Source organism: Paenibacillus sp. GCM10027628, assembly GCF_042676385.1.
Taxonomy (GTDB): Bacteria; Bacillota; Bacilli; order Paenibacillales; family NBRC-103111; genus Paenibacillus_E.
In genome coordinates this window covers 70,042-96,214 of record NZ_JBHTHA010000035.1, presented here as the reverse complement: position 1 = coordinate 96,214, position 26,173 = coordinate 70,042, and the positions used below count along the sequence as shown (strand labels likewise).

At 49.2% G+C, this 26,173-nt stretch carries 22 protein-coding genes; 6 read left to right on the top strand and 16 right to left on the bottom strand.

The window, feature by feature from the left end:
* Positions 1-26: 26 nt before the first annotated feature.
* The 7 genes from ACFQZT_RS22805 to ACFQZT_RS22775 form a co-directional block, all read right to left on the bottom strand.
* Entirely contained in the window at positions 27-1,472 is a 1,446-nt protein-coding gene (locus ACFQZT_RS22805) for a polysaccharide deacetylase family protein (RefSeq protein WP_379303428.1), read from the bottom strand.
* A gap of 204 nt (positions 1,473-1,676) precedes the next feature.
* Positions 1,677-2,069: a VOC family protein gene (locus ACFQZT_RS22800; RefSeq protein WP_379303426.1), complete on the bottom strand. Its 393-nt coding sequence runs from the start codon at positions 2,067-2,069 to the stop codon at positions 1,677-1,679.
* The gene (locus ACFQZT_RS22795; RefSeq protein ID WP_379303424.1) at positions 2,062-2,586 is read right to left on the bottom strand and encodes an effector binding domain-containing protein; all 525 of its coding nucleotides are present in this window, start codon (positions 2,584-2,586) and stop codon (positions 2,062-2,064) included. The genes ACFQZT_RS22800 and ACFQZT_RS22795 overlap by 8 nt, the downstream gene beginning before the upstream one ends.
* A 108-nt stretch (positions 2,587-2,694) precedes the next feature.
* Complete coding sequence (locus tag ACFQZT_RS22790) at positions 2,695-3,900, bottom strand: MFS transporter (RefSeq protein ID WP_379303422.1); 1,206 nt, start codon at positions 3,898-3,900, stop codon at positions 2,695-2,697.
* A gap of 76 nt (positions 3,901-3,976) precedes the next feature.
* Positions 3,977-4,927 carry an aminopeptidase gene (locus ACFQZT_RS22785; protein WP_379303420.1) on the bottom strand — a complete coding sequence of 317 codons (951 nt, stop codon included), beginning with the start codon at positions 4,925-4,927 and terminating at the stop codon, positions 3,977-3,979.
* Positions 4,928-4,959: 32 nt separating this feature from the next.
* On the bottom strand, positions 4,960-5,439 hold the full coding sequence (bcp, locus tag ACFQZT_RS22780) for a thioredoxin-dependent thiol peroxidase (protein ID WP_379303418.1): 480 nt from the start codon (positions 5,437-5,439) through the stop codon (positions 4,960-4,962).
* 38 nt (positions 5,440-5,477) lie between these two features.
* Positions 5,478-6,518 (bottom strand): hypothetical protein, encoded by a 1,041-nt coding sequence (locus tag ACFQZT_RS22775; RefSeq protein WP_379303416.1) that lies wholly within the window; start codon positions 6,516-6,518, stop codon positions 5,478-5,480.
* Positions 6,519-6,648: 130 nt separating this feature from the next.
* Here ACFQZT_RS22775 and ACFQZT_RS22770 point away from each other — a divergent pair, with 130 nt between their 5' ends.
* Positions 6,649-7,170: an ankyrin repeat domain-containing protein gene (locus ACFQZT_RS22770; RefSeq protein WP_379303414.1), complete on the top strand. Its 522-nt coding sequence runs from the start codon at positions 6,649-6,651 to the stop codon at positions 7,168-7,170.
* 508 nt (positions 7,171-7,678) lie between these two features.
* Here ACFQZT_RS22770 and ACFQZT_RS22765 read toward each other — a convergent pair.
* The 3 genes from ACFQZT_RS22765 to ACFQZT_RS22755 are packed head-to-tail and all read right to left on the bottom strand — an operon-like array spanning position 7,679 to position 10,312.
* The gene (locus tag ACFQZT_RS22765; protein ID WP_379303412.1) at positions 7,679-8,464 is read right to left on the bottom strand and encodes an ABC transporter permease; all 786 of its coding nucleotides are present in this window, start codon (positions 8,462-8,464) and stop codon (positions 7,679-7,681) included.
* A gap of 5 nt (positions 8,465-8,469) precedes the next feature.
* On the bottom strand, positions 8,470-9,264 hold the full coding sequence (locus tag ACFQZT_RS22760; protein ID WP_379303410.1) for an ABC transporter permease: 795 nt from the start codon (positions 9,262-9,264) through the stop codon (positions 8,470-8,472).
* Complete coding sequence (locus ACFQZT_RS22755; RefSeq protein ID WP_379303408.1) at positions 9,257-10,312, bottom strand: ABC transporter ATP-binding protein; 1,056 nt, start codon at positions 10,310-10,312, stop codon at positions 9,257-9,259. The genes ACFQZT_RS22760 and ACFQZT_RS22755 overlap by 8 nt, the downstream gene beginning before the upstream one ends.
* 245 nt (positions 10,313-10,557) lie before the next feature.
* On the opposite strand from ACFQZT_RS22755, the gene ACFQZT_RS22750 reads away from it, so the two are divergent.
* The 4 genes from ACFQZT_RS22750 (at position 10,558) to ACFQZT_RS22735 (ending at position 18,865) form a co-directional block, all read left to right on the top strand.
* On the top strand, positions 10,558-11,556 hold the full coding sequence (locus ACFQZT_RS22750; RefSeq protein WP_379303446.1) for an LCP family protein: 999 nt from the start codon (positions 10,558-10,560) through the stop codon (positions 11,554-11,556).
* A 390-nt stretch (positions 11,557-11,946) separates the two neighbouring features.
* Positions 11,947-13,296: a glutamate-1-semialdehyde 2,1-aminomutase gene (locus tag ACFQZT_RS22745; RefSeq protein ID WP_379303406.1), complete on the top strand. Its 1,350-nt coding sequence runs from the start codon at positions 11,947-11,949 to the stop codon at positions 13,294-13,296.
* 575 nt (positions 13,297-13,871) lie between these two features.
* Positions 13,872-18,422 carry a glutamate synthase-related protein gene (locus ACFQZT_RS22740; protein WP_379303404.1) on the top strand — a complete coding sequence of 1,517 codons (4,551 nt, stop codon included), beginning with the start codon at positions 13,872-13,874 and terminating at the stop codon, positions 18,420-18,422.
* A gap of 317 nt (positions 18,423-18,739) precedes the next feature.
* Entirely contained in the window at positions 18,740-18,865 is a 126-nt protein-coding gene (locus tag ACFQZT_RS22735) for a DUF6254 family protein (RefSeq protein ID WP_379303402.1), read from the top strand.
* Between the two features lie 333 nt (positions 18,866-19,198).
* Here ACFQZT_RS22735 and helD read toward each other — a convergent pair whose 3' ends face one another.
* The 6 genes from helD to ACFQZT_RS22705 form a co-directional block, all read right to left on the bottom strand.
* A complete protein-coding gene (gene helD, locus ACFQZT_RS22730) occupies positions 19,199-21,601 on the bottom strand; it encodes an RNA polymerase recycling motor HelD (RefSeq protein WP_379303400.1) in 2,403 nt (800 codons plus the stop codon).
* A 194-nt stretch (positions 21,602-21,795) separates the two neighbouring features.
* The gene (locus ACFQZT_RS22725) at positions 21,796-21,990 is read right to left on the bottom strand and encodes a hypothetical protein (protein WP_379303398.1); all 195 of its coding nucleotides are present in this window, start codon (positions 21,988-21,990) and stop codon (positions 21,796-21,798) included.
* A 16-nt stretch (positions 21,991-22,006) separates the two neighbouring features.
* Entirely contained in the window at positions 22,007-22,894 is an 888-nt protein-coding gene (locus ACFQZT_RS22720) for a VOC family protein (protein ID WP_379303396.1), read from the bottom strand.
* A 65-nt stretch (positions 22,895-22,959) separates the two neighbouring features.
* Positions 22,960-23,622 (bottom strand): bifunctional 2-keto-4-hydroxyglutarate aldolase/2-keto-3-deoxy-6-phosphogluconate aldolase, encoded by a 663-nt coding sequence (locus ACFQZT_RS22715; protein WP_379303394.1) that lies wholly within the window; start codon positions 23,620-23,622, stop codon positions 22,960-22,962.
* A 27-nt stretch (positions 23,623-23,649) separates the two neighbouring features.
* The gene (locus ACFQZT_RS22710) at positions 23,650-24,624 is read right to left on the bottom strand and encodes a sugar kinase (RefSeq protein WP_379303392.1); all 975 of its coding nucleotides are present in this window, start codon (positions 24,622-24,624) and stop codon (positions 23,650-23,652) included.
* Positions 24,625-24,788: 164 nt separating this feature from the next.
* Entirely contained in the window at positions 24,789-25,295 is a 507-nt protein-coding gene (locus ACFQZT_RS22705; RefSeq protein WP_379303390.1) for a GNAT family N-acetyltransferase, read from the bottom strand.
* A 238-nt stretch (positions 25,296-25,533) separates the two neighbouring features.
* On the opposite strand from ACFQZT_RS22705, the gene ACFQZT_RS22700 reads away from it, so the two are divergent.
* Positions 25,534-26,145, top strand: a complete 612-nt coding sequence (locus ACFQZT_RS22700; protein WP_379303388.1) for a flavin reductase family protein — start codon at positions 25,534-25,536, stop codon at positions 26,143-26,145.
* Positions 26,146-26,173 lie beyond the last annotated feature (28 nt).

Sequence of the window (26,173 nt, the reverse complement as noted above, 5' to 3'; positions counted from 1 at the left end):
TTTCCAGCCGTCTACTCTTTTAGACATCAGCGACTTATAGCAAATAGAGAGTTTTTTAAGAGACTATTATTTTCGTTCCACATATAGAATTGTCGGAAAGCAAGCGATACTTCTCTCTTCCCCGGCTCCAGAACGGACTGGGTGATGCGCCCTCCTAACAAATCTACCGTTTTCTGCAGGGGAACGATGATCGTCCCATCTTCCAAACTCACATCGGCTAATGAATAGGTGGACACATGATTCCCTAAGGTATAGAGGCGAATGCTTCTTGTCGGCAAGTCGTATTCCAAATCATATACACCGTAATGCGCATAAGCGGTCTTCGCGGGTCCATTCCAGCTTACTTGTCCCCCCATCTTCTCGACTAAAAAACGAAGAGCCAGCTCAATCCGATCCCCCTGTAATTCGTATTGTGATGAGTCGAGGGTAAAACCGTTCCCCCCGGCCACATTGATCTGCAGTGGCACGCCAGGCTTAGTAGAAAGCACCTGTGCAGATTCTTCGCGTGCTACTTTCGTTTGATTCACTAACTGCTGCGTCACGTCCTGCGGTTCTTTTGTTGGCGGTACATGGGCCAGCACATACTGTTGTGTTTCTTGCAACAGCTCCTTAAAGTGTGTAAAGCTCATGTTTCGCGACCACTTGGACTTGCCAACCGGAAACTGCTTGGGTTTGACATCGGTCGTTAACGGCGCAAACGCGTAGCCTAATTTTTTGTAATAATGAATGACCTCCGGCAGCGCTTCTACGGAAGATTCATGACCGGACCCATCGTGAAACAAGATCGTCATTTCGTGTTCCAGCGGAGCGCTTTTGACCGTTTGAATAATTTCGTTTACAGGTACATGCGCCCTTTTGGAGTCGCCGCTGTCGACGTTCCAGTCTACAACCGTATAACCCGCTTTTTCCAGCAAGTAATAGTAGTAAGCGTCAAAATTGGTATAGGTGCCTCCGGGTGCCCTTACAAGTTCCGGTCTAACCCCCGCCACACCGGCGAAAATCTCTTCAGTGCTTTGAATTTGATCCCAGAAGTTTTGAAAATCGCTATAGAGCTCTTTATATACATGATCATATGAATGATTGCCAAGTGTATGCCCGTCTTTCACAATTCTTTTGACCATATCCGGATGTGCCTTCGCTTCTTCGCCAAGCGCAAAAAACGTTGCTTTCACATCTTCTTTTTCCAGAATATCCAGCACTTGTGGCGTCAGCTTGCTAGGTCCGTCATCGAACGTTAAGTACACGGTTGGCTGCTCCGGCGTTTTGTAACTTCTCTCTTGCTGAGCGCCCGTACGCTTGCCTGATTTCAACATTTGATAGATTTCTTGTCCTTCTTGTGCGGAGATGCCTTCACTCTCTTCCGCTTTTACAGGTACCGTTGATAACCACAGATAGGCTAGCAACAGTACTGCCAAAGTGAATTGAATTGATTTCTTCGTCTTAGAGTTGGAATGTTGGGTATGGGTGCGCATGCCGATAATCCCTCCGCTTGTTCTATCATTTTGACCTGCTGATAGAGTATATGGGAGGCAGGCGCATAGTATGTCATGTCTGCGAATCAAATGAAGAGGAATTTAAAGAAGAAGCTTCCCCCTCCAATGGAGAAGAAAGCTTCTTCTTTTTTGAGCTCATAAGGCACGTACACATCAACTTGTGGCAGCTATTCGATTCCGAATCTACGCATTTTCTGCGTTAGAATGATCTTTACAAATCATTAGCAGGTTGCCATCAGGGTCTTTAAATACGAACCAGTGGTTATCCTGTATCTCCGTTACGAGCTCAACACCGAGCTCTTTCATGTAGGCATATGCAGCCTCCAGGTCACGAGTCGGAAACATGATTGCAGGCGTCTGAAAGGGTGCCGCTCCTTGCGGCTCTTCGCCTCCCCACATCGGCATTGTATCTAGAATAATACCCGGTCCTTCAACTGGTAATGCGCATAAATGCCCGAACAAGATTGGGGTATCGAGCGGAAAGCCGAATAAACGGCAATACCAATCACGCGCTTTTTCAATGTCCCGCACCGGAATGAATGTTCCTGCAACTTTGGGTAAAAGCGGATTAACCACGAGTAATCGCCTCCTCTTTTTTTACAATTGCTTTATAAATTTCGTAATTAAACTCATTGATAATATCCCAAGGGATATCGAACGGATTGACTTGCAGATCGTTGACCTCAAAACCAAATGAGCCTTGTTCGTTAGCAAGCCTGTATTCCCCGGAATTTGCTATCCATTCATCAAGCTGCTTATAAATACTCCACATTTGTTCCCGATCCCCTTGAACATGGATAGCGGCATAGGTATGCTCCGGTATATCGATTACTTCCAAATACTGCGGCACATCATCCTTAGCGTTTATTTCTACCCCTGCATACAGGACTGGCTTCCCCTCTATGCGTGCTTCCCACTGAGGGATGAACACGATGCCCCGATCCGTATTGGTCCGATTCGGATGGCCCACAGGCAAGGCTTCAACGACTTGATGCCAAGCTTTTCGCACTTCATGGCCCATTGAACTGAAATCAGCAACAGCAGGTAAAACAGCCGCTTTTAATGCAGGAACTTGCTTAACAATAACGTCCATACTCATCCCTCCCCTACTCCCTGTATACGAATGTATATTCTATATTTTCCATTTATATCCTTCTTGAAAACAAAAGAAAAGACCTTGAGAGACGAATCTCTCAAGATCTTAGGCTTCCTGGGTTGCAGTTTCGTGCGCTGAGGGCGATATAGAAGCTGCAAAAAGGCTTTTGCTGCGAATAAGACCAATCAAGCTAACTAGCAGTAACGCTCCGAGTAAAAGAAGCGCTGCTCTTGCACCTTGAAAGGTGACAATTTGGGTACATATACCGATGAGTAGAACGCGCATTCCCATCCCTACCGTATTAAAGAAACTGTTCACGCGACCAATCAGATGGTTCGGTACGATTTCCATTAAAATCGTATTTCTGGCTACGCGACTTCCTGCATTTCCCCATCCGTTCAGCGTTTTGAATGCGAGAAAAATACTGACGATAGGAAGGGCATAAAAGAAAATAATCGATAGACTAAAGAGAACGAACGCGAGAATCGTCGTATAGTAGGAACCCAACCGCTGCATAAGCATGGGGACCGTTAGTCCGGCAACTACGGCACCGATCGCAAAGATCATATCGGCTGCTCCGAACACGTCAGCCCCGCCATGAAGAACGCTGGTAATGTATACGGGATAGAGATAGTTCCCCACCATTACGCATATAAAAGGCATGAGAGCACATAAAAAAAAGACCACGAGAATGGGTTTCGTTTTCAAATAACGAAAGCCTTCTGCGATGTTGGACCACATGGAACCGGCTTGCGTCGCTTTTACCAAACGGTTCTGTACATAAGGAATGAGAAGAAACAGACCGAAACCTGCGAAATACGTCATCGCGTCGGCCAAAAGAATCCATGCCATGTCGACATGGTCAACGACTAAACTCGAGATGCCCCCGGCAATCATCGAGGTGGACTGATTTTGTACTTCCAGCATCGAATTCAAGGTCTTGTACTGCTCTTTCGAGAAGATCTCTTGCGTAAAAGCAAACTGTGTCGGGAAGTGAACATTATAGTAGAGGGACCCGCTAAAGTATAAGGTTATCAACATCCACGTTTCGAAATGTCCCGCATAGAAGCCCCAAAGGGCAAACCCCAACGTGACCGACCCGCCGATCACTTCACTTAGCAAAAGCAATTTCTTTCGAGAAAAACGATCAATGAAAACGCCGATTTGCGGGGATAGGAAGAAAAGCACAATCGTCGAAGCTAAAGTCGCGTATCCATAGATTTCATCCCCGCCGGCACGGTTGACCAAAAGCCACGGCACCCCGATCATCGTAACGCCGGATCCGATTGACGATAATATATTTGCTATCATAAGAAACAGCATTCTTCGGTCTTTGAGCATCATCCACATCATCAACATTCCTTTCGGTCGTGAAACATACTTGCTTCTATATGAGCAGTTGTCCTTGTTTCATAATAAGCCGGTCATCTAAATAAACATCCGGCCGGCTGACGACACAGTCGATATGGACTCCTGCAGCGATCGATCCCCCGAACGTGTTGTTGCTGCCAAAAGCGACATGAATCGTCCCGTATACTTTTTCATCCTCCAGGATAACTCCGGTAATTCTTGCTTTATCGTTAGTCCCAATGCCGAATTCCGCAAGGAATCTTCCGTCTTCTTCCCCTAACATCCGAAGCAACTTCTCGCCCGCTTCACCGCCCTCCACGTTAGTAAGTCGTCCTTGCTCCAGTGTCAGCAGCAATGGCGAGTCTAGCGCTCCGATGCCCGCAACAGAACCGTCTACGAGAATTTGCCCTGCTGCCTTTCCTTCGACCGGAGCAATAAAACCTTCCCCGGAAGGCAAATTTCCGGATTCACCCGGATTCAGGTACATCCCCGTGCTCGGAACGCCGTTTCTCCCCTCCAGGGAAAAAGATAACGTATAGCCGTCCTTTTCGATCCGTACGTTCTTGGCCTCCGTCAGCATGTCGGTTACCTTTTCCGTGAGCGCTTTAACCTGCGTATAGTCGGCAGAAATGGCTCCTTCAAGGAACATATCCTCGGTAATTCCCGGCATAGTCGCCACTCTGGCACCGGCTGCAACAGCTTGTTTACGGGCTTGCGTATGCGTTAGTGAATGCTTTGTGATGCATACGACAACTTGTGAGTTCACCATGGCTGATGCTACACCCGCAGGCGGCTCCTCGCCCGGTTTGCTCCGTTCTTTCATCACCATCAGCACCGCTTCTGCGCCTAAGCTTTTTCCTGCCTCGTAGAGCGACTCTGCAAGCTCTTTCTTCGCATCATCCGAAACAACAAGGAACGTTTCGTTTTCCCGGAGCCCCAAACAGTTTTTCAACACATTTTTGCTAATTTCCGTTAGTTGCGGATTCATGATTAACCATCCTTTTTATTCAGATCATCTTATTATATGTTCCGGTCCATTTCCTTAACTGCGTCTAAAACCGACTGCACATGCTTCTTAATTCTGACTTTGCTCCACTCTTTTACGATCTTGCCTTCCTCGTCTATCAGGAACGTCGTACGGACAATGCCCATATATTCTCGGCCATAGAGCTTCTTCAATGCCCATACGCCAAACTTCTCGGCGACCTGATGATCGGGATCGGACAGCAGCAAGAATGGTAATTCGTACTTTGCGATGAACTTATCGTGCGCTTTCAGATCGTCTGGACTGATCCCAATAACTTCCACGCCTAACTCGGCGAACTTGCCGTTATAATCACGGAAATCGCACGATTCTTGGGTACAAGTCGGCGTGTCGTCCTGCGGGTAAAAATAAATGACCACCTTCTTGCCTCTATAATCCCGAAGAGATACTTGCTTCCCATTGGATGCAAGTAATGTAAAATCAGGCGCGGCACGTCGGACCGTCTCTTGTGTCATGAACATTCTCTCCTATTTCCTATAACTGTATAGACACATTATGCGGTATAACCGGTACGAACAGCAAACGGCTTATCCCTATCGTCATTATGCTGCCGAACGATACCTGGAAGAAGATTAGGGATCTTTTCTCTGCCTATCCGGACGATCTCGTCATTCAATTCCTGTGTGAGGAAATTATGGAGATATTTTAGGTCACCGAATCGCAGGTCGTTTTCGTATCGAATTTTCCGATCACCAATCGTTATATCCATGAAATACAGAAAACCTATAACCGTTCGTTGATCTCTAGCCGGGGTGAGTTCAATCTTTTTCAGCATAGAAGCTATCCGCTCTAAGACTTTTTCATCGGTGAGGGTCAGGCTTTTTCCGTCTCCGTACCTGATGTCGATTTGTTTGATAGGCTCAAAATTCGTTTTTAACAATGAGGATAACGCTACTGCGGGCTCATTCTTCTCTATCTTAACAACGATGTCCAGTGCAAGCATTTCGGCGGGGGCGCTTTGCAGGACAGCTCCATTGCTCCAGACTTCAATCCAATCGCCTATTCGTAACTGCCCAAAGTTCAACATACCATCTTGTACCTCAGAGATAATCTTGATATCATTCTCTGGCTTTACCCAATATGACTCATGCTCCTTGCAGTCTCTATCCAAACACCACTCAGGATTTACAATCAACACCTTGTGGTCCTCAGCATCAATTTCCGTAATTATACCTACGGCTTCCGCTTCGTTCGGAATGACATACGACGTTATCTCCAATGGAAATGATCTGCCAATGGCCTTGTAGATGGCTTGTTTAAGATCGGCAGTCTCCTTTTCACCCAAAGCCTCACGGTGTTGTTCGATCTTCCTAACATCCAAAAGAATCATGTCCTCTTGATGTTCATTAAGAGATGTACTGACACTCCTAACGACCAACGAAAACTGTTTGTACACCTGATCTAATGCATAAACCTGATCCTGTAAACTCAAATTTGATTCAACGCTATTAACGGATGGTGGTGAAGAGTTTCCTTGTGAAGATAGGTGTATCCATCCGAAGGATACTAAAACGAATATCAAGAAGGTTTTCAAACCACCACGCTCCTTATGAATGGAAATAAATACCATTATATGATAGCATTAATTCACATGAACATTTAAAATTTATGGATTATAATGGTAAGTACTGGGGTTTAGTCAGGTCGAAAAGGAGACAACATTTATGGAGTTAAAACAAATCATTGACGACGTATTTCAGTCTATACATTCTGGGGATGCAGCACGATTAAATGAGATTTTGAACTCTCACTCTAATCTTGCAAATACAGAAAACGGCGATGGGCTTACACCTCTTGGATTTGCAGCGCATTTTGGCAATCAGCATATCGTTCAGGTTTTGTTAGACCATGGCGCCAATGTCAATGCAGTATCTCATTCAAAGATTTCTTACATTCCTTCCAATACAGCTCTGCATGCAGCGATTGCAGGCGAGAGAAATATCGAGGTCATCAAGCTGCTTCTGGCTCATCAAGCTCAGACAACGATAGTTGACAGTAATGGTCATACCTGCTTGCATACCGCGGCGTTCCATGAAGATAACTTAGAGATTATTCGCATACTGATCGAACATGGCGCAGATGTAAATGCAAAGGCTGAAGGGGGAGTATCACCATTGTCTCTTGCACTGAAGCAAGGCAATAATAACGTTGCGGAGCTTCTTCGTCATCATGGAGCACAGTTATAGCAAGAAACCAATTGAACAGAGAACATGGGGCGTTGTTAGTTATTGGACATGATGAGTCCGCATAACACTCCCCATACATCTGATTGAGTCGTTACTTGGTTTCTTCCGTCTCAAACCCAACAACTCGCCCTCTCAATTCGAAGGCCGTTGTTCTCTCGCGAAACTTGCCTCAAGCCATGACTATAAGGCCCCTGGTTCTCTAATAAGACACTCAAGTGACGCTAAAAATGTGTGATTCAACCGCCAAAGATTACTTAGAGAACAAGATTCCATGTTTAACGAATATGGTTCTTTAATTATAGACTTTTGTTCTATCGAGCTCGTTTTTGACCATTTTTCATTTATTTTGCGTCAAACTAGTACACTAATAGCGCCTCATGTTCTCTGTTGCGAAACTTGCCTCAAGTCATGAGCCCTTCAAGTCTTTATTTAACGACCATCAGACCAAAAGAAAAACCGATCCCCTCACGCACCATCAGGTGTAAAGGGAGTATCGGTTTTTTACATTTTACGAACCCGCGCCACGGTAACGTTTTACGCCAATATTCCAAATGCTGATCCCCAAGATGCTGAACACAATTCCCATAAGAGGGGTCAGCAACGCGAACCACTTCCAGTTGGCCGGGTCAATAAAGTAGGCCGCAGGATAAAAGCCGACAAAAGCAAAAGGCAATATCCAAGTCAAAATGCTTCTAAGCAGTCTGTTATAAATCGTCACAGGATATCGACCATAGTTCTGGATGTTCCAAATGAGCGGCAAGATGCCCGTTGGCGCATCGGAGAAAAATGCGAGCGACGTCAATGAGATGTACACTCCTGCATAGATAAGCACCGATCCGATGACCAGAACGATAAACATCAGCGGATCGTACCAATGGAACGGCAAGCCGAGCTCCACCCACGAGTAGATCATAACAACAGCGCCCGCAAGCGCACTGAACAACGAAGCCGGGTCCAGATTTTCAAGCATCAGCTGCCAGAGATTGTATGCCGGCCGCGTTAGAATGCGGTCCATTTCGCCTTTAACAATATATTTTTCACTGAAGCCCCACAGATTAAAAAAGGTGATAAACAAGCCATACGGAATCATAAAATAACCGTAAATGAACAATATCTGCTTCTGATTCCACCCGCCGAGCGATTGCGTTTGCAGGAAGACGACTAGGATGAAGAACAAGTTCAGTCCATTGAACAAAAGGTCAGACAGCACTTCAATCCAAAAGTCGGATCGGTAGGTGAGGCGTGTTTTCATGTAATTTTTCAAGTAGTCGACAACGAGAGATAGATAGAACATCCGCATCAACCTCCCTGCACAAACAAGCGCGTTCTCGATTTGTTCCACAAGATGTACATTGGAATAATAAGAACGAAGAACCATAACGCTTGAATGCCTAGCATTTGAAATACTTCAGACCCTGTAATTTTACCGGTGAAAACGGCGCTTGGCAGGTAAGTGATCGCCTGAAAAGGCAGCCACTCCAAGACCGACTTGGACCAGCCCGGGAAGAAGGAAATCGGAATAATAAGCCCTGAAAATAGGTCTACCGCCACACGCTTCATGCGCATAAGTCCCTCGTTATTTTCCAGGAAGAATGCAAACAGCCCTGTAATGATATTAAGCTGGGTATTAATGAGGAAGCTGAAGAACAGCATAACCAGATAGATGAGCCAGCGCATTGGATCTGTCGGCAATTCCACAGGCAGGAGCAGCCAGACGAAAACCATCCCCGGTGTTGTAAACAAAAGGAGCCTGAAGATGCCTTCGCCGAGTCCTTGCATCATTTTCACATTGACGTAATTGTAAGGCCGGATGAATTGAATCGCTACACTGCCGTCCCGGATTTCGGTGGCAATCTCCCGGTCCAAGTTATTGAAATAAAACGCCCTGCCCATCCAGGAAATGGCTACATACGTGGTCATTTGTCCAAGGGTCATGCCCTGAATAACCGCTTGATCGCCGTAAATCGCCTTATAAACGAAATAATACGAACCAATATTAAGTGCATAAATCAGAATGCCGCTGTAATAATTAACGCGGTAAGCCAGCATCATCAGGAACCGCATGCGGATGACTTCCAAATAAGCGCTAAGCATGGGTGGCGACTCCTTCATTTTGCTGTACTTCCTCCGGGCGCTTCACTTCCGCAGATCCTGACTTATAAATTTCACGGACGATGTCATCCGTGTTCGTTTCGTTGATTTTGATGTCCTGGATTTGCAGCACGCCAACTACGCGACTCAGCACCTCGGAGACATTGGCCCGATCCTGCGGGATGAACACTTTGGCAGACAGCTCGTTCTCAAGCTGCCAAGCAACGTCCAAGCCTCGCGTCAATTCCTGCAGTTTAGGCAAAGTAACCGGGTATTCGAATTGAAGCACGACTTCTTTACCCTTGCCCCACTTCGCTTTCAGTTCTTCGAGCCCGCCGTCATAGATAATACGGCCGTCATCGAGCATAATAACACGGGAGCACAGAGCTTCAATATCCTGCAGATCATGTGTGGTGAGCAGAATGGTCGTCTCGTACCGCTGATTCAGTGACTTGAGAAACTCGCGAATTTCCGTCTTCACTACAATATCCAAACCAATCGTCGGTTCATCCAAGAACAGGATTGCCGGATTATGTATTAATGAAGCGGCGAGTTCACAACGCATCCGTTGACCCAGACTCAGCTTACGAACAGGTCGCGAAAGCAGGTCGGAAAGCTGCAATCGATCCACGAGCTCGTCGAGACGTTTTTTGTAATCGGCTTCGGAGACGCGGTACACTTTCTTCAATAATTGAAAGGATTCCACAACACCGATATCCCACCAAAGCTGGCTGCGTTGGCCGAATACCACACCGATGCCGGAGACGAATTTCTCCCGTTCTTTAAATGGGACGAAGCCATTTACTTTAATATGACCTGACGTCGGGACCAGAATGCCGGTCAGCATTTTGATCGTTGTCGATTTGCCGGCGCCATTTTCACCGATATATCCGCAAATTTCGCCCTTCGGAATTTGAAAGCTGATATCTTTCACAGCGGTGACATGCTTGTACTCTCTTTTGAACAAATCCTGGAAAGCGCCTTTCAATCCGCCGCGGCTTTGCTGCACTTGAAACTCCTTGCGAAGCTGTTGAACGTCAATCGCTAACATAATGAAACCTCCTGTCTTTGTAGACTCGGCTACAAGATATTCCAAAATTCGCCTAAACTTGCTATCGAAGTTTCTTAGCATCTATAATATGGTTCAGATAGGCGAATTGTACAACAGTCAATACTAAACTATGATACATGATATCTGTAAGAAAAAAAAGTACAGATCACCTTTTTCCTTATGAAAGGAGCGCAGATGCCTTGAAAATACTCAAACGAACACTGCTCCTGGTCGGTTTGCTGCTTATGGTGGCAGCCGGATACTACTCGTATTCTTTCTATAGTTTCGCCAAGCATATATCAAATAAATCGGACAATCCACAAGGCGGCGGCGGTGGTCCTATGATCAGCCAAGCCGTCAAAGAAAAGGGCGAAAAATATACGCCTCCCAAATGGGAAGGCAAGCAGCGCGTTAATATCCTGCTTCTTGGCGGAGATTCGCGGGGGTTGAAAAAGAATGAAATGCCCCGATCGGACAGCATCATGCTAGCCTCCATCGATCCTGTGACGAAGAAAGCTCATTTGTTCTCCATTCTCAGAGATACATATGTAAAGATTCCAGGCGAAGGCGAGGACCGGATTAACACGGCCATCACTTTGGGCGGGCCTAATCTGGCCATGAAGACGGTAAGCGATCTCTTGGGCATCCCCGTTCAATATTATGTGTACACCGATTTCAAAGGCTTTATTGCACTTATTGACGCAGTCGGCGGCATCGATATTGATGTGGAAAAAGATATGAAATATTCCGATTCCGAGGACGATCATATCTACGATATTAATTTAAAAAAAGGAATGCAGCATCTCGACGGCAAAACAGCGCTGCAATATGTGCGCTTCCGCCACGATGCGTTGTCCGACTTTTCGAGAACTGAGCGCCAACGCAAGTTTCTGACTGCTGTCGCTCAAAAGATGCAATCTACCTCATCGATGATTAAGCTGCCGAGAATATTAAACGCAATGGATCCTTACATCGATACCAATCTCAGTGTCTCCGACATGCTGAAACTCGGTACGCTTGGTTATGAAGCCAAAGCCGACGGTATCGTCAGCTCCCAGCTTCCGCCAACCGACCTGCTGGTCGAGAAAAACGTACGCGGCGCCGCCGTCATCTCAGCAGATAAAAACAAGCTGCAGCTGTATGTGAAGGAGCTCTTCGCCGGCACGGTGGAAGCGGATGCGGGTCCTTCGCAGCCTTCGCCATCGCCGGCAGCGAAGCCGTCGGTGAAGACGACGAAGAAATAGGTCGAGACGCTGGGGTCGTGACTGGACCGAATGCGAATGCGAAAGCAGTCCAAGAACGAAGCGTTATCGCAGCCGCCGAATTTAAGACGGAAAAACCGTCTTAAAACCAAGCACGTAACTTTCTAACCTGCATTAGCGCTGAAAAACAGTGTTAAAGGCTACAGTTGGCGAAAATTCACTGACTCCCCTGTCAATTAAGCAGGAAAATCCGCGTTAAAAGCAGCGATCAACCAGTTGCCGATAAGTTAACACTGAAAAACCGTCTTAAGACAATCGTATCCCGCAGACGCACCATTAATTTTTTACGCCTCTACTTGATTGAGGGCTTCACGCCCTACAAGTAGAGGTTTTTTGCGGGATTAAACTACATATAAAGGAATGATTCTATCTATGGAACGCAAAAGATCCGAACAACTGTATCAGGAAGCTCTTCAACATATCGTGGGGGGCGTCAACAGCCCCTCCCGATCATTCAAAGCCGTGGGTGGCGGCGCGCCCGTCTTCATGAAGCGCGCGCAAGGCGCATACTTCTGGGATGAAGACGGCAATCGCTTCATTGACTACCTCGCCGCCTACGGCCCGATCATTACCGGTCACGCGCATCCGCACGTGACCGAGGCAATCATACGCGCCGCACAGAACGGCACGCTGTACGGCACCCCGACCGAACTCGAGATCGAGTTCGCGAAGATGCTGAAGTCGGCGATCCCGTCGCTCGACAAAGTGCGCTTCGTCAACTCCGGCACCGAGGCCGTGATGACGACGATCCGCGTGGCGCGCGCCTACACGGGGCGCACGAAGATCATCAAGTTCGCCGGGTGCTACCACGGCCACTCGGATCTCGTGCTCGTGGCGGCCGGCTCCGGGCCGTCCACGCTCGGCACGCCGGACAGCGCCGGCGTGCCCGCGAGCATCGCGCAAGAGGTCATCACCGTGCCGTTCAACGACATCCCGGCACTGGAGGCTGCCCTTGCGCGTTGGGGCAAAGATGTGGCCGCCGTCATGGTCGAGCCCATCGTCGGCAACTTCGGCATGGTGATGCCCCATGCCGGCTACCTCGAGCAGCTCTGCGCGGCTGCTCGCGCAAACGGCTCCCTCGTCATTTACGACGAGGTGATCACGGCGTTCCGCTTCCATTACGGAGCGGCACAGACCTATGCCGGCCTCCCGTTCGCGGAGGAGGCCTCCCGCACGACCACGGCGAACCTATTCGCCGCCGTGGAACCGGACCTGACGGCCCTCGGCAAAGTGATCGGCGGCGGGCTGCCGATCGGCGCCTACGGGGGCCGCAAGGAAGTGATGGAGCAGGTCGCGCCGCTCGGACCTGCCTATCAGGCCGGCACGATGGCGGGCAACCCCGCCTCCATCAGCGCCGGCATCGCCTGCCTGCAAGTGCTGCAGCAGGCAGACGTCTACACCAAGCTCGAGCAGCTTGGTGCCCGCCTGGCCGACGGCGTTGCCGAGTCGGCCGCCCGCCACGGCATCGCCTTGACGGTCAACCGGATCGGCGGCGCCTTCTCGACCCACTTCTGCGACCATCCGGTCACGAACTACGATCAGGCGCAGGATACCGACGGCGAACGGTTCGCCCAGTTCTTCCGCTTCATGCTGGAGCAAGGCATCAACCTCGCTCCGTCCAAATACGAGGCGTGGTTCCTGACGATCGCACATACAGAAGAAGATGTCACTCGTACATTAGAAGCTGCCGATCACGCATTCAAAAAGATGGCCTCCCAATGAAACCCAACCTACAATAATATTAATGAAGCGATCCTCTTGGACCGAATATGTCCCAAAAGCGAACTATGATCCTATATGGATCATAGTTTGTTCGTTTTTTTTGACCGTCTCATTTGTAAGAAAATTGGCTTTATTCACCAATATACAGAAAAGGTAACGCTTACATTTTTGAATTCGCGGCGCGACTATTGTCGGATCATCTTTTTCATGCTATTCTAAGAATACTTTTACCCTTTTCGCGAAATGTCTTGTTTTCACAGTATTTTCTTAGAAAGTTAGGGCACGATTTACAATTTTTTCGTTCTTTTTTGTGTATCATGCCTTACTTTAACACGGGTCGTTAAGAGCTTTATTTTAGGGGACTATTTTCCTTGAAATTGGCATGCTATTCAGCAAATTTGCATTTTTATGCATCTGCTTGCATATTCGGTTTTTACAAGATTTACGGTCTTTCCAAGAATATGCACGAATTGCGGGGTCAAAGCAGTGCTTTAATGCAAGAACGCAAGACAGCGTCATGCAAGAGGAGTTTAAATATGTATTGGAGGTGACGGTCAGGAGACTGACCTAGAGCTATGAATGAATTGATGCGTAATGAAGGCCGTTTTCAGAATCTGCTAGGAACCGAACACGATAGCTGCGGAATTATTTGTATTATTGAAAAAAACGGTCACCCTTCCCGTGATAATATTCAAAAGACGATCGATGCCCTTGTAAAAATGGAACATCGCTCGGGCTTCATTAACGGCGAAGGCGACGGTTGCGGAATTCTAACTGACATTCCACGTGCTCTTTGGGAAAAGAAATTAACAGATGCGGGTCTTGACGGCAAGCTAGCCTATGACAACCGTTTTTCTGTTGCTCATATTTTTGTTCCACGCAAGCTGGACCTGACCGCCGCTGAAATTCAAAACGGCATCCGTGAGCTTTTTGCCGGACATGACGTATCCATTATCTTGGAGCAAGAAAACCAAGTGGATAGCAGCGTTCTTGGACCTAATGGCTTGAACGACGAGCCTACTTTCTGGCAGATCGCCGCGCTTTCCGATAAAGCGGAAGTGAATGTCGCTGACCATCTATTTGAACTTCATGTTGCGATTGAGAACAAATACAATGTTCACGTAGCAACGCTGAGCAACGTTACAGCTGCATACAAAGTGCTGGGTGCTGCAAGCATTTTACCTAAATATTTTAACGATACCCGTGATCCGCTGTTTGCTTCCCAAGTAACTATCGGTCACAATCGTTATTCGACTAATACATTATCCAGCTTCTTCCGCGTTCAGCCGTTCTCGCTGCTTGGACATAACGGAGAAATTAACACCGTTAAGAAAATGCGTATCGAAGCTGACATGGTAGGCGTACCGCTCGTTAGCGGCGGATCCGACTCCCAGGACATGAACCGTACGATTGAAACGTTCATTCACCGTTTTGGCCTCAGCTTGTTCGAAGCGATGGAGATGGTATTCCCTCCTATTATTAATGAAATGAAACAGTTCCGTCCGGAACTGCAAGATTTATATGTGTACTTCCGCCAAGTTTGGGGACATTATGCCCAAGGTCCTGCGGGTATCGTTTCCCGTTACGGCAACGAATGTATTTTCAGCGTGGATGCGCTGGGTCTTCGTCCGGTTTGGATGGTAGAGAGCGATACTTCCCTCTACTTCTCCTCAGAGCAAGGGGTCATCACGGTTGGTGAAATGGTTGCTGATCCAAAACCGATCGCTCCGGGCGAAAAAGTGGGCGTCGTGCTTACACCAGGCGAACACGTGCAAGTCATTCCTTACCACGAAGTACAAAGCTTGGTCTACGAGCGCGCAAGCAAACGCCTGAACTTCGGCGGATTGCGCAAACACCTGACGCCTGCTAAAACGGATGCACAAGCTGAGCTCAATGAAAATATCGTCGCTACAGACCAATTGTACAGTGCCTTTGGTTGGGATCGCGAAGGTATTCAACATATCGAAACGATGTCCGAAACCGGTGCGGAGCCGATCCGTTCCCTAGGTCATGACTCCCCGCATGCGGCTATCGCATGGGAGCGTCAAAACGTGCCTGACTTCATTAAAGAAAGCGTAGCGGTTGTAACGAACCCTGCGATTGACCGCGACCGTGAGATGGAGCACTTCTCCACGCGCGTTGTAGCAGGAACTCGTCCAGCAGTTTACTCTCAAGTAGATTCCAAGCTTCGCATTGAACTATTGGCTCCGCTTGTACTGGAAGGCACCAATGGAGTAGACAGCGAAGAGCATCTGTCCCAACCTTCCTACGAGCAATTGCTTGCACTATTCCGTGCAGAAGGTGACAACAGCGTAGCTGTTCTTTCCGCTACATTTGCAAGAGGCACTTCCCTGCGTGACGGTTTGGACAAAATCGCTGCAGACGCTGTGGCCGCTGCAAAAGCTGGCGCAGCCCTGATCGTGCTTGACGATGCAGAAGCTCATCAAAACGACCGCCTGTGGCTTGAACCGCACCTGGCTGTTTCCAAAATCGATATCGCACTACGCGCTGAGAAGCTCGGCTTCGGCGACAACCTGCGCCGTCACGTGACCATCGTTCTGCGTTCCGCTGCGATTCGCAATCTGCATGATATCGCAGTTGCCTGCGGTCTGGGCGCTGACGTGATCTCCCCTTACCTGCTGTTCTCTACAGCATCGGATAAAGAGGGCAGCGCAGCAGCAGCACGCAAAGTTTATGCAGCTCTCAGCAAAGGTTTGGAGAAAGTCATCTCCACAATCGGTACGCATGAGCTTCGTGGTTACACACGATTCTTCTCCTCCATCGGCTTCCATCCGGAAGTAGCTGAAGTGCTGGATATCGTGAACTACCTCGGCAGCGAAAAAGCAGGAACCGGCTTTGCGCAATTGGAAGCTGAAGCTGAAGCCCGCTATGCGGACTACAGCAACCCTAAAGCAAAAGCAGCGAAAAACTTCCGTTTCTTCCAACGCATGTGGAAAGCATTAGGCGATGCCGCATCCGGAGCAGCTCCTTACAGCGACTACCGCGACAAACTGCGTGAAGAAGAGCAGAAGAACCCGATTTCGATCCGTCACATCGCCGGATTTAATGTGGAGAAAGCTTTGGGTGAAGGCCGCAAAGCACTGGATCCATCCCAAGTGGACATTTCGATTGGCGGTCACTCCTTGCCGATGTTGATTTCTTCGATGTCCTTCGGTTCACAGAACGAAACAGCTTTCCGCGCTTACGCTGAAGCCGGCGAACGCCTGAACATGGTTACCATGAACGGCGAGGGCGGAGAGATTAAAGATATGCTCGGCCGTTACAAAAAAACGCGCGGTGCGCAAGTCGCATCCGGTCGTTTCGGTGTTAACGTAGAACTGGCTAATGCCGTTGCTTTCCTTGAGATCAAGATCGGTCAAGGCGCTAAACCGGGTGAAGGCGGTCACTTGCCAGGCTCTAAAGTTACAGCGAAAATCGCTGCAGCTCGTAATGCAACGATCGGCTCCGACCTGATCTCTCCTTCGAACAACCATGACATTTATTCGATCGAGGATTTGGCGCAAATCATCTCCGAGTTGAAAGAAGCTAGCGGACGCAAAGCGAAAATCATCGTTAAAATCCCAGTTGTTCCAGGTATCGGAACGATTGCGGTGGGTGTTGCCAAAGCAGGCGCTGACGTCATTACGCTGTCCGGTTTTGACGGCGGTACAGGTGCGGCTCGTATTCACTCCTTAACTCACGTAGGTCTTCCTACTGAGATTGGTACTAAGCTTGCTCACGTTGCTCTGATCGAGGCTGGTCTTCGCCACCGCGTTGAGCTGTGGTCGGACGGCGGTTTGAAATCCGGTGCTGACGTTGTAAAAATGGTTATGCTCGGTGCGAATCGCGCCGGATTCGGCAGTATCGCCATGCAATCCATCGGTTGTACAACTTGTCGCGGCTGTCATTTGGACACTTGTCACGTGGGTATCGCAACACAAATCGACTCCATGGAAGAAGCCGAAGAAAAAGGTCTTCGCCGCTTCGTGCCTCGTCAATACGATCTCGCTGTTGACAGCTTGGTTCGTTTGTTCGGCTCGATGGGTGAAGAAGTACGTGAAATCGTCGCTTCCCTTGGTTTCAAAAGCTTGCAGGATCTCGTAGGCCGTTCCGACCTGCTGCAGCAAATCAGTCATCAAGATCGCATTGATCTATCCGATATTCTTCGTCCGGCTCCGCTGCAATTCATCTCTGATGCAGAAAGAGCTATGGAAGAAGCGGCTGTATCGTCAGATATTCGTATCGCGGCTGGCGCTGAAGGTCAAGAGTTCTTCCCGGATTCTTTGGCTATGGACGCTCCAATCGTACGCAACTGGTCCAAAGTGGATGCCGAGTCCCGTATTCTCGGAACTCGTTATTCCAGCCATCGCGTAAGAGACCGTTTCGATGGCAGCTACGACCAATTGCCTAACTTTGCTTTGAACCTCGTTGACGGTTCCGTACCTGGTAACGGTCTGGCGGCATTCAATGCCCGCGGCGTCAACATTACCGTACACGGCGGAGCTGAAGACGGTCTTGGTAAAATGGCATTCGGCGGTAAAGTAGCGATCCTCAAATCACAAAGCAAAAACAATACGCTTATCAACGGTAGTGTAGGTAAATCCTTCGGCTACGGTGCACAAAAAGGCTTGTTCTTGATCCAAGGCGGCGCTGATACGCGTGCATGTATTCGTTTCTCCGGTGCTGACGTTGTATTCGGCGGAGAGATCACAACTCCGCTGCAAGATGAGCTTGGCGGACTTGCTGCTCGCGCGAACCTCAAAGGCTTCGCATTCGAGTACATGACGAACGGCCGTGCCGTTGTAATGGGCGATCCGGGTCCATGGATCTGCGCAGGTATGACAGGCGGCGTGATCTACCAACGCCTTGTGCCTGAAATGGGTCTTGACCAAGCGGCAATCGAACGCCGTATTGCTAAAGGCGCGAAAGTGAAAATCGAGACCATCGGTGTTCAAAGTAAAAAAGATCTGACAGAACTGCTTACTGCCTACCGCGACGAGCTCGCTGGTTCCGGTCAATCCGAAGCCGCTGCGAAAATTGACGGTCTGCTAAGCAACCTGGAAGCAAATTTCATCCGTATCTCCCCGGTCAACATGCAAGCTGACCAATCGGTTGCTACGGAGTAAAAGATCATTCATAAAGCCTCTACAAGAGCTCGTATCTTGTAGAGGCTTTTTTTCATTGTTTATCAAAAAATAATTGACATAGTTATATTATAACTATAATTGTTTGATGTCGGTAAGCACGGTGATTCAGGCAAGCATGCCATTCGTCCTTTGCAGCAGTGGTTCCCTACCGAGTCGATTGGGATACGAAAGTTACTGCGTATTTGCCTGCCGACTCAACGAGAAGATCAAGTTGAATCGGTATTCGTATAAAAAGCTGAGGAATTTCGCAATTTAAACTTGCATTACAAATCCGCATGCCACAGGAGGTTGTTTCGATGAGCCACCAAAAACGCCGTGACGAAGCCGCTTGGAAGAGTCGTAAACATTCGCAGAACCCCCATGGTAAAATCAAATCGTTGGCGCAATACGCAAGCGAGTATGATGCGGAGCAAGGAAAGTAGTGCAAATAAGAGGCTATCCCAGAAGGTCCAAATCGACCTGAAGGATAGCCCCTTTTTATATAACCTCAATCCTACCTAAGAGCCGGATGCATGTTCAGTGGCAATGGAGTGGAATTTATCCAACGGATATCATTCCCTGGGACTTTTGGCGAACAGTTCGTTGGATTTCATCCAGTCATTTAATGCCCAAAAAGGCAAAAGCCCTATTTTTGGCTGAAACCATTGGAGATTTTCCAACCAACATCATACAATTTACTCCAATGTTTCTAGTCTACTGTATGAAATCCAATGACAAGCGATCGAGGCTACCCTAAGGAGACAGCCTCTTTCTTTTTACAACAGTTCATAGCTCTCTGGAGACTGCGAAAGTACGAACTCGCTGGGCTCGCCTAGCGTAAAGATATGCAGCAGGTGCATCGCTCTCGTGCAAGCCGTGTAAAACAGCTTGCGCTCGCTCTCCCGTCCATACTGATGGCGGGAGCCATCGTAGATAAGGACGGCGTCGAACTCGACTCCCTTCGCGAGATAAGAAGGGATAATCAGCACGCCCTGCTCGAACGCAGGGCTGTGTTTGGTGATGAGCCGCAGCGGCGTAGCCGGCAGTTCTGCGGCTAAGGCTTCTTGCGCGAGCGCACACTCGCTCGCGGTCTTGCCGATGATCGCGATGGACGCATAGCCTTCGCCGAGCAACCGATCGACCTCGGCTGCTAGCCCGCTATGCAGCGATCCGCGATCGCTGGCGATGGTCACCCGCGGCTTTGCGCCGCCGCGGGTGAAGTGCTCGATGGCATCGCCGCCCGGCACGATGCCGCGGGTGAACTCCACGATCTCGCGCGTGGAGCGGTAACTGCGGGTCAAACGGATCACTTCCGTTTGATCCGGCCCGTACAAGGCGGCGATCGGATCGAGTTCGCTGTACGCGGACGCGTGCGAATAGATCGCCTGATTGAGATCGCCCAGCGCAGTCATGCGGCTGCGCGGGAACAGCCGTTTCAGGTATTCCAGCTGAAACGGGGAATAATCCTGCGCCTCGTCGATGATGACGTGGCGCACGGCGCCGTTCGTATGGAAGCCTTGGACCGCTTCCATCAAGTACAAGAACGGCGTCGCATCCTCGTAAGGCAGCCTGGCTCCGGCCAGCGCCTCTCTCGTCTGCTCGCAGATGGCAGACCAATGCGGCGGGAGCTCCACATCGCCGCCCAACAAGCCCCTTACGTCAAACAGCTGCGCGTACAGCCCTGTCATATCTACAAAGCTTAGCTGCTTGATCGCTTGTCGCACTGGGAGCAGGTGCTCCTGCACGACTACGCGCGCAAGCAGCCGCTTTTCTTTTTCAAAATCATCGAAAGTCGCCCCCCTGGCACCCTTCATCCGGCGCAGTTGCTGATAGGCTCGATGGTAATCCTCGCTGCTGAGCAGTTCAATCTCATCCTCTACCCAGCCCTCTTCCATCTCGGCTTCCATAAAGTCTTCCAACTGATCCAGCAACCAACCGCGCATAAGCTCAAGACGATTCGGCAGCCGAATCGCATGGTCATAGCTATAAAACCGCTCCTGTATGCGCTCCGCAGTTACGACTTCTTTGTCCCTGAATACAATCGGCCTGAAAAGCATTCCCTCCCGCTCCAGATGCAGCTTATAGTTTTGAATCACATGCAGGAAGGGAGCCGAAGACTTATAGTGGATGCCGCTCAGCCGAGCCTCGTAGGCCGGATCATCCACCTTCGCATTGATATGATCATATGCTTCCGATATCTCTCCTTCTGTTTGCGATCCGCCCATCAATATATATTCCAATTGCGTAAAAGAATCTTCAACCTCATAATCGTGACCTAGCCTATGCTCCAAATATGCCTGAAATGTCGTCTGCTGCATATTTTCTTCGCCAAGCTCCGGCAGCACGGTCGAAACATAGCTGTTAAATAGAGGATTCGGCGAAAAGAGCACCATCTGATCCGCTTGCAGCTTTTCCCTGTGCTTATACAGCAAATAGGCGACTCGCTGTAGGGCAGCCGAAGTTTTACCGCTTCCCGCCGCTCCCTGCACAATCAACATCCGGCTGTGATCGTTGCGAATGATGCGATTCTGCTCTTTCTGTATCGTGGCAACGATTGTTTTCATCTGCGCATCCGAGCTCCGGCTCAGCACTTGTTTCAGTAATTCATCGCCGATCGTAACACCCGTATCGAACATGAACTGAATTTGCTCGTCACGGATCACATATTGCCGCTTGAGCAGCATCTCTCCTTTTACAATGCCATTCGGCGTTTCATAGGCAGCCTCGCCCGGCGCAAAATCGTAGTACAAGCTTGATATCGGAGCCCGCCAGTCATACACCAGGTATGCGTCATCCTTTTCATCCAGAAAAGAAGCGATCCCCAAATAAATGGGTTCTACATCGCGCTCCCCTCGCTCCACAAAATCAATCCGCCCAAAATACGGCGAACGCACCAATCTCTTCATCTTCGATAGCGCCGCGGCTGCATGCCGGTGACTGCGTTCCCGCTCGGACAGCACCTCCGCCTGCTGCTTCATGCTGGCTATGGTTTCCACCGCATTTTCGCTTGAGCTGAAGTCCACAGTAACTTCATCCCAAAAGTGTTTCCGGATGTCGACCACATCCGATTTTACCTGCCCCACTTCCGCCTCGAACCGTTCGATTTGCGCAGCGATTTTTGCCGTTACTTCGTGAACTCTCTGTATTTCCATTGCCCAGTCTTGCTCGCTTAAACTCATGAAAACGCCTCTTTTCATAAGAATTTGAATTCCGTTTGACACGGGGCCTTGTTTGGTGCTATAATTATATTAGGATAATAATGTATTTATTTCCTAATATAAACATTCACTCTTTATTGTAACAAGTTTATATGATAAAAACAACAATAAAACCAAGAGCGAACTGCTCTTGGTTTTTTAGCATGTGCTATTGCTTACTGCGGGTCCACCCACTTATAGCCTTCTTTAGTCAAAATCCGATACCAGGTCCGCCCTGAAAAATCGCTTGTATATTGATGAGACGCTTGGATATCCTGCTCTTCCAAGACAACTTTGCCCATGCTTAATTGATCATAAAAAGGATAAGCATCCGCTGCCAGGCATTCAATCGCACGACCTCCTTTTTCCAATATATCTCCTTTAACGCTATATCTTGGAAAAAGTTTCTCGAAGGCGAGTCATTGCCCTTATGTGATGCGCTGCATGCCCGTTCATCATTTTCAGCAGCTTCGCAACTGACTCTTCCCGGTTCGATGTGATCACTTTGCGCTGCAGAGCGTCCGGCAGATGCCGGCATAATCCTGCGATATGCTCCCGCATTGCGCGAAACATCGCTAACTCAGGCTCAATGGGCCGCCTTGCATAATCCAGGATTGCGCACCAGTCATCTTGGGAGAACCCGTTGCCATGATACGTTCTGCCGGGCTCCGCGAGAGCAAACTTCACCTTATGAATCGTAACCAATTCCAGATCGATGAGATGCATCGCTTGCTGGCGAATGGACCATTTCCCTGGCGACTCGGCCCAGTCAAGCACTTCTGGTGACGCCCCTAAGAGCAGTCGCTCCAGCTTGTCCGCACCCGCTTCATACTCGGCCAATATCTCCTCATCGGACGGGTAGAGTTCCTCCCAATACACGATGATATAGCCGTCCGGCGTGAATACGAACAGTTTGCGGGTGGAGCCCGCGTCCTCCTCAAACTCCAGCCTATCGATCCCCCGTCCTCGCAGCTCGTTTGCCATCTCGTTGGTGGATGCTATCCACATATACACATGGTCGCCGCTCTGCGGACTCTGTGCTTGCGGATGCAGCCATACAGCGAAGTCTCCAATGTCTACAGTCTCACTAACCTTCAGCCCATCCGCAGATTTCTGCAAGAGCACCACCTGGTAGTCCGGTACCGCATTTAAAAGCACTGCGTGACCGCTCGGCTCGGTCTCCGTCAGCTCCCATCCTAACTTCGTCGTATAAAATGCCAAAGAAGCCTGAAGATTGTCCACTTCAAGCACCAGCTTCGCTTGGCCGGATCCCATGTGCATCATCTCCTTTTCAAATGAAAAATGCGCTCCATCTTAGTTCGACGGAGCGCATCTATTTCCTATCTCTTGGCCGCTTGGTAGGCCTCGATATATTGGGCAGCCTTCTTAGCGACGAGGCTGTAATTGCCGGTTTTGACCGCTTCGCTGGTCAAGTCGGAGCCGATGCCGACGGCAACTGCGCCGGCCTGAATCCACTCGCCGAGGTTGCTCAGCGAGACGCCGCCGGTCGGCATAATGTTCGCCTGCGGCAGCGGACCTTTAATGGCCTTAATCATCGCGGGCGAGTAGAGATTGCCCGGGAACAGCTTCACGATATCGACGCCGAGCTCCAGCGACGCCTGTATGTCTGCGATCGTCATGCAGCCCGGCATGACGGGCACACGGTAACGGTTGCAGAGCGCAACCGTGTTCGGGTTGAGCGACGGGCCGACGACGAACTCGGCCCCGCTAAGAATCGCGGCTCGCGCCGTCTCGGGGTCAAGGGCGGTGCCCACCCCGATGATCGCGTACTTCGCCGCGTCCTGCGCTGTGCTCGAGTAGCGCTTCGCCAGCTCCTCGATGGCGCGCAGCGCGAAAGGCACGGTCATCGTCACCTCGATGACCTTGATCCCACCGGCAATGGCCTGCTCTGCCATTTCAACGACTTCCTCGGGCGTCTCTCCGCGCAGCACGGCAACGACGCCTCCTTGCGAGATTTGCTGAATCAATTGGATCTTTTTCATCGAAATTTACGCTCCTTCTTTTATCAATTAACGTTCGATATGTTTAACGTTGTTAAGCACCGCCTCGACTTGTTCCCAAGTCGGCGCGCCTTCCCAGTCGCCTTCGGCTTGCACAATCAGAGAGCCTACCAGATTACCGATGCGTACCGCCTCTGCGTAATCGTACCCTTTCACGACACCTGTCAAAAATCCCGCGCAAAAACCGTCACCCGCGCCCACAGTATCTACGACATGCTCTGCCTTGAAATACGGAACAGCCGTTATGGAATCGCGGTCAACCACGTAAGTCTCGTCGTCCCCGCCCTTAACGATGGAGATTGCGGACAGTTCGCGCAGCTTACCGACAATTTCATCCCAGTCCTCCGTTTGGTAAAGCAGCTTCAGCTCGTCCAGGCCAGGCAGGAAAATATCCGCCAGCTTGGCCAGTTCCAGCAGCACTTCACGCGCTTCTTCGATGCTCCACAGCTTCAAACGGAGATTCGGATCAAAGCTCACTTTAACCCCATGCTTGCGAGCGATGCGAATCGCCTCGAATGCACTCTCTTTACAAGACTCGCTAAGCGCGGGCGTGATTCCCGTCACATGTAAAATCTTCGCCTGAGCGATATACGCCTCATCCAAATGCTGAGGGCTCATGCGGCTTGCCGCTGAATGTTTCCGGTAATAGTAGACGGACGTTTTGCCCATCAGCACTTCACGCATCATAAGCCCTGTCGGCGCTTCTGCTGTCAGCTCCACACGCGATACGTCGACGCCTTCGCCGCGAATTTTTTTGAAAATCATCCGTCCAAGCGGATCTTTACCTAATCGTCCGAACCAGCCGGCGCTAACTCCGAGCCTGGATATGCCGATGGCCACATTGCTTTCGGCGCCGCCGAACAAGCTGTGCAGCTCTGACGAGTATTCCAAACCTTTGCCGTTCGTGGGCATGAGCAGCGCCATCGTTTCGCCAAAGGTAACGATTTCAGGACCATAAGCAGGTTGAGTTTGCACGTTCGTCATAGGACCTCTCCATCCATTTCACGATCACGCGTCACGCGTGTCCAATAAAATTGAAACGTTTAAATAATGAATATACCTCATATTATAGTGCATATTAAACGTTTGTACCAGATTATCCTTTGATTTCTTTCACATCCTCAGACGTTATCCTTACGAGCTTAATGCTAAAGCTCCTTTTCGTATAAGCTTCCTTGCCAACAGGATGTGCCATGACTCAAGTGATAGGTGCCTCTATATATAAAATGATGACTGCGATAATACGTATTCAACACCTCATTTGCAGCCATGCAGTCGAGTCTCAAATATTGTTTATCTTTGGATTTTACATAATTTTCGATCCATTGCAGGAAATAGCCGCCAATCCCTTGTCCAGCCTGAGTTCGGCGCACGACGAACCGGTGCAAGTAACCGGACTCCTCATTATTCATCTCCCCCCAAACACTTGGATCCGACCATTGTAAGGCGAAACTTCCCACATACTCGTCCTTGTACTTCGCCAGGAAAATATGTCTGTTCTCAAAATACTTCAGAACTACATCCCGATTGAAGTGTGCCGGCTTCCATTGATCGATCCCCTTCGATTCCATCCAATAAGCCGCTTCCAGCCATATCGCCAACACCTCTTCAACTTGAGAGGGTGAAGCCTCGAAAATTTCTATCTCTTCTAACACGGATTTCCTCCTAACTAGTGAGCCACCGTTTTCATTACTTGATTAGTCTCAATTATACAGAAAATAACAATTAAGAGGATAGTTTTGACCGCCTCTCCCCTAAGAAAAGTCCTTTTGCGATCTTGCTGTCTCATTCCCGATGCCCCCAACTCCCGAGGGTCTTATGCTACACTTGACAAATCAGCCTCACCCAACCAATCAAACATAAAACTTTCAAAAAAGGAGCAGTGATTCCCTTATGCATACTGTCATCGAACCCAAGATCCTTTACTTTGGAACCTCAGTCGTGCTTATCAGCACATTAAATGAGAACGGCACCCCTAATCTGGCTCCCATGTCCTCCGCATGGTGGCTGAATCAATCCTGTATGCTTGGCATGAGCAGCAAATCCCAAACGGTTCAAAACTTGTTGCGCGAGCGGCAATGTGTCCTTAATCTACCATCCATCGACCTTGTCCCCTCCATAGAAGGATTAACGCTTCTTACGGGCAGAAATCCTGTTCCGGAGACGAAAGCGAAGCTTGGCTATCAGCATGAAGCTGATAAATTCGGGATCGCCGGATTGACACCTATGCCTTCACATCAGGTTCATGCACCGCGAGTCGCCGAATGTCCGATCCAATTGGAAGCTACTGTGGAAAACGTGCATTCATTTGAAGAACCTAGCTCCTTGGTCGCAATTGAAACGCGCATTGTCCGCGTCCATGTTGACGAACAATTGCTTATGGATGGACATAAAAACTACATTGATCCTTCGAAATGGAACCCGATGATTATGAACTTTTGCGAATACTTCGGACTCAGCAAACAGCTGACTTCATCGAGATTAGCTCCTGTTTTTGGACCTTGAAGGTATGATGTACGTTTTCCAATACTGA

Coding starts and splice junctions, on each gene's coding strand:
- ACFQZT_RS22805 (WP_379303428.1), bottom strand. CDS start 1,472: ATGCGCACCCATACCCAACATTCCAACTCTAAGACGAAGAAATCAATT.
- ACFQZT_RS22795 (WP_379303424.1), bottom strand. CDS start 2,586: ATGGACGTTATTGTTAAGCAAGTTCCTGCATTAAAAGCGGCTGTTTTA.
- ACFQZT_RS22790 (WP_379303422.1), bottom strand. CDS start 3,900: ATGATAGCAAATATATTATCGTCAATCGGATCCGGCGTTACGATGATC.
- ACFQZT_RS22785 (WP_379303420.1), bottom strand. CDS start 4,927: ATGAATCCGCAACTAACGGAAATTAGCAAAAATGTGTTGAAAAACTGT.
- bcp (WP_379303418.1), bottom strand. CDS start 5,439: ATGACACAAGAGACGGTCCGACGTGCCGCGCCTGATTTTACATTACTT.
- ACFQZT_RS22770 (WP_379303414.1), top strand. CDS start 6,649: ATGGAGTTAAAACAAATCATTGACGACGTATTTCAGTCTATACATTCT.
- ACFQZT_RS22765 (WP_379303412.1), bottom strand. CDS start 8,464: ATGTTCTATCTATCTCTCGTTGTCGACTACTTGAAAAATTACATGAAA.
- ACFQZT_RS22760 (WP_379303410.1), bottom strand. CDS start 9,264: ATGCTTAGCGCTTATTTGGAAGTCATCCGCATGCGGTTCCTGATGATG.
- ACFQZT_RS22755 (WP_379303408.1), bottom strand. CDS start 10,312: ATGTTAGCGATTGACGTTCAACAGCTTCGCAAGGAGTTTCAAGTGCAG.
- ACFQZT_RS22750 (WP_379303446.1), top strand. CDS start 10,558: ATGGTGGCAGCCGGATACTACTCGTATTCTTTCTATAGTTTCGCCAAG.
- ACFQZT_RS22745 (WP_379303406.1), top strand. CDS start 11,947: ATGGAACGCAAAAGATCCGAACAACTGTATCAGGAAGCTCTTCAACAT.
- ACFQZT_RS22740 (WP_379303404.1), top strand. CDS start 13,872: ATGAATGAATTGATGCGTAATGAAGGCCGTTTTCAGAATCTGCTAGGA.
- ACFQZT_RS22735 (WP_379303402.1), top strand. CDS start 18,740: ATGAGCCACCAAAAACGCCGTGACGAAGCCGCTTGGAAGAGTCGTAAA.
- helD (WP_379303400.1), bottom strand. CDS start 21,601: ATGAGTTTAAGCGAGCAAGACTGGGCAATGGAAATACAGAGAGTTCAC.
- ACFQZT_RS22720 (WP_379303396.1), bottom strand. CDS start 22,894: ATGGGATCCGGCCAAGCGAAGCTGGTGCTTGAAGTGGACAATCTTCAG.
- ACFQZT_RS22715 (WP_379303394.1), bottom strand. CDS start 23,622: ATGAAAAAGATCCAATTGATTCAGCAAATCTCGCAAGGAGGCGTCGTT.
- ACFQZT_RS22710 (WP_379303392.1), bottom strand. CDS start 24,624: ATGACGAACGTGCAAACTCAACCTGCTTATGGTCCTGAAATCGTTACC.
- ACFQZT_RS22700 (WP_379303388.1), top strand. CDS start 25,534: ATGCATACTGTCATCGAACCCAAGATCCTTTACTTTGGAACCTCAGTC.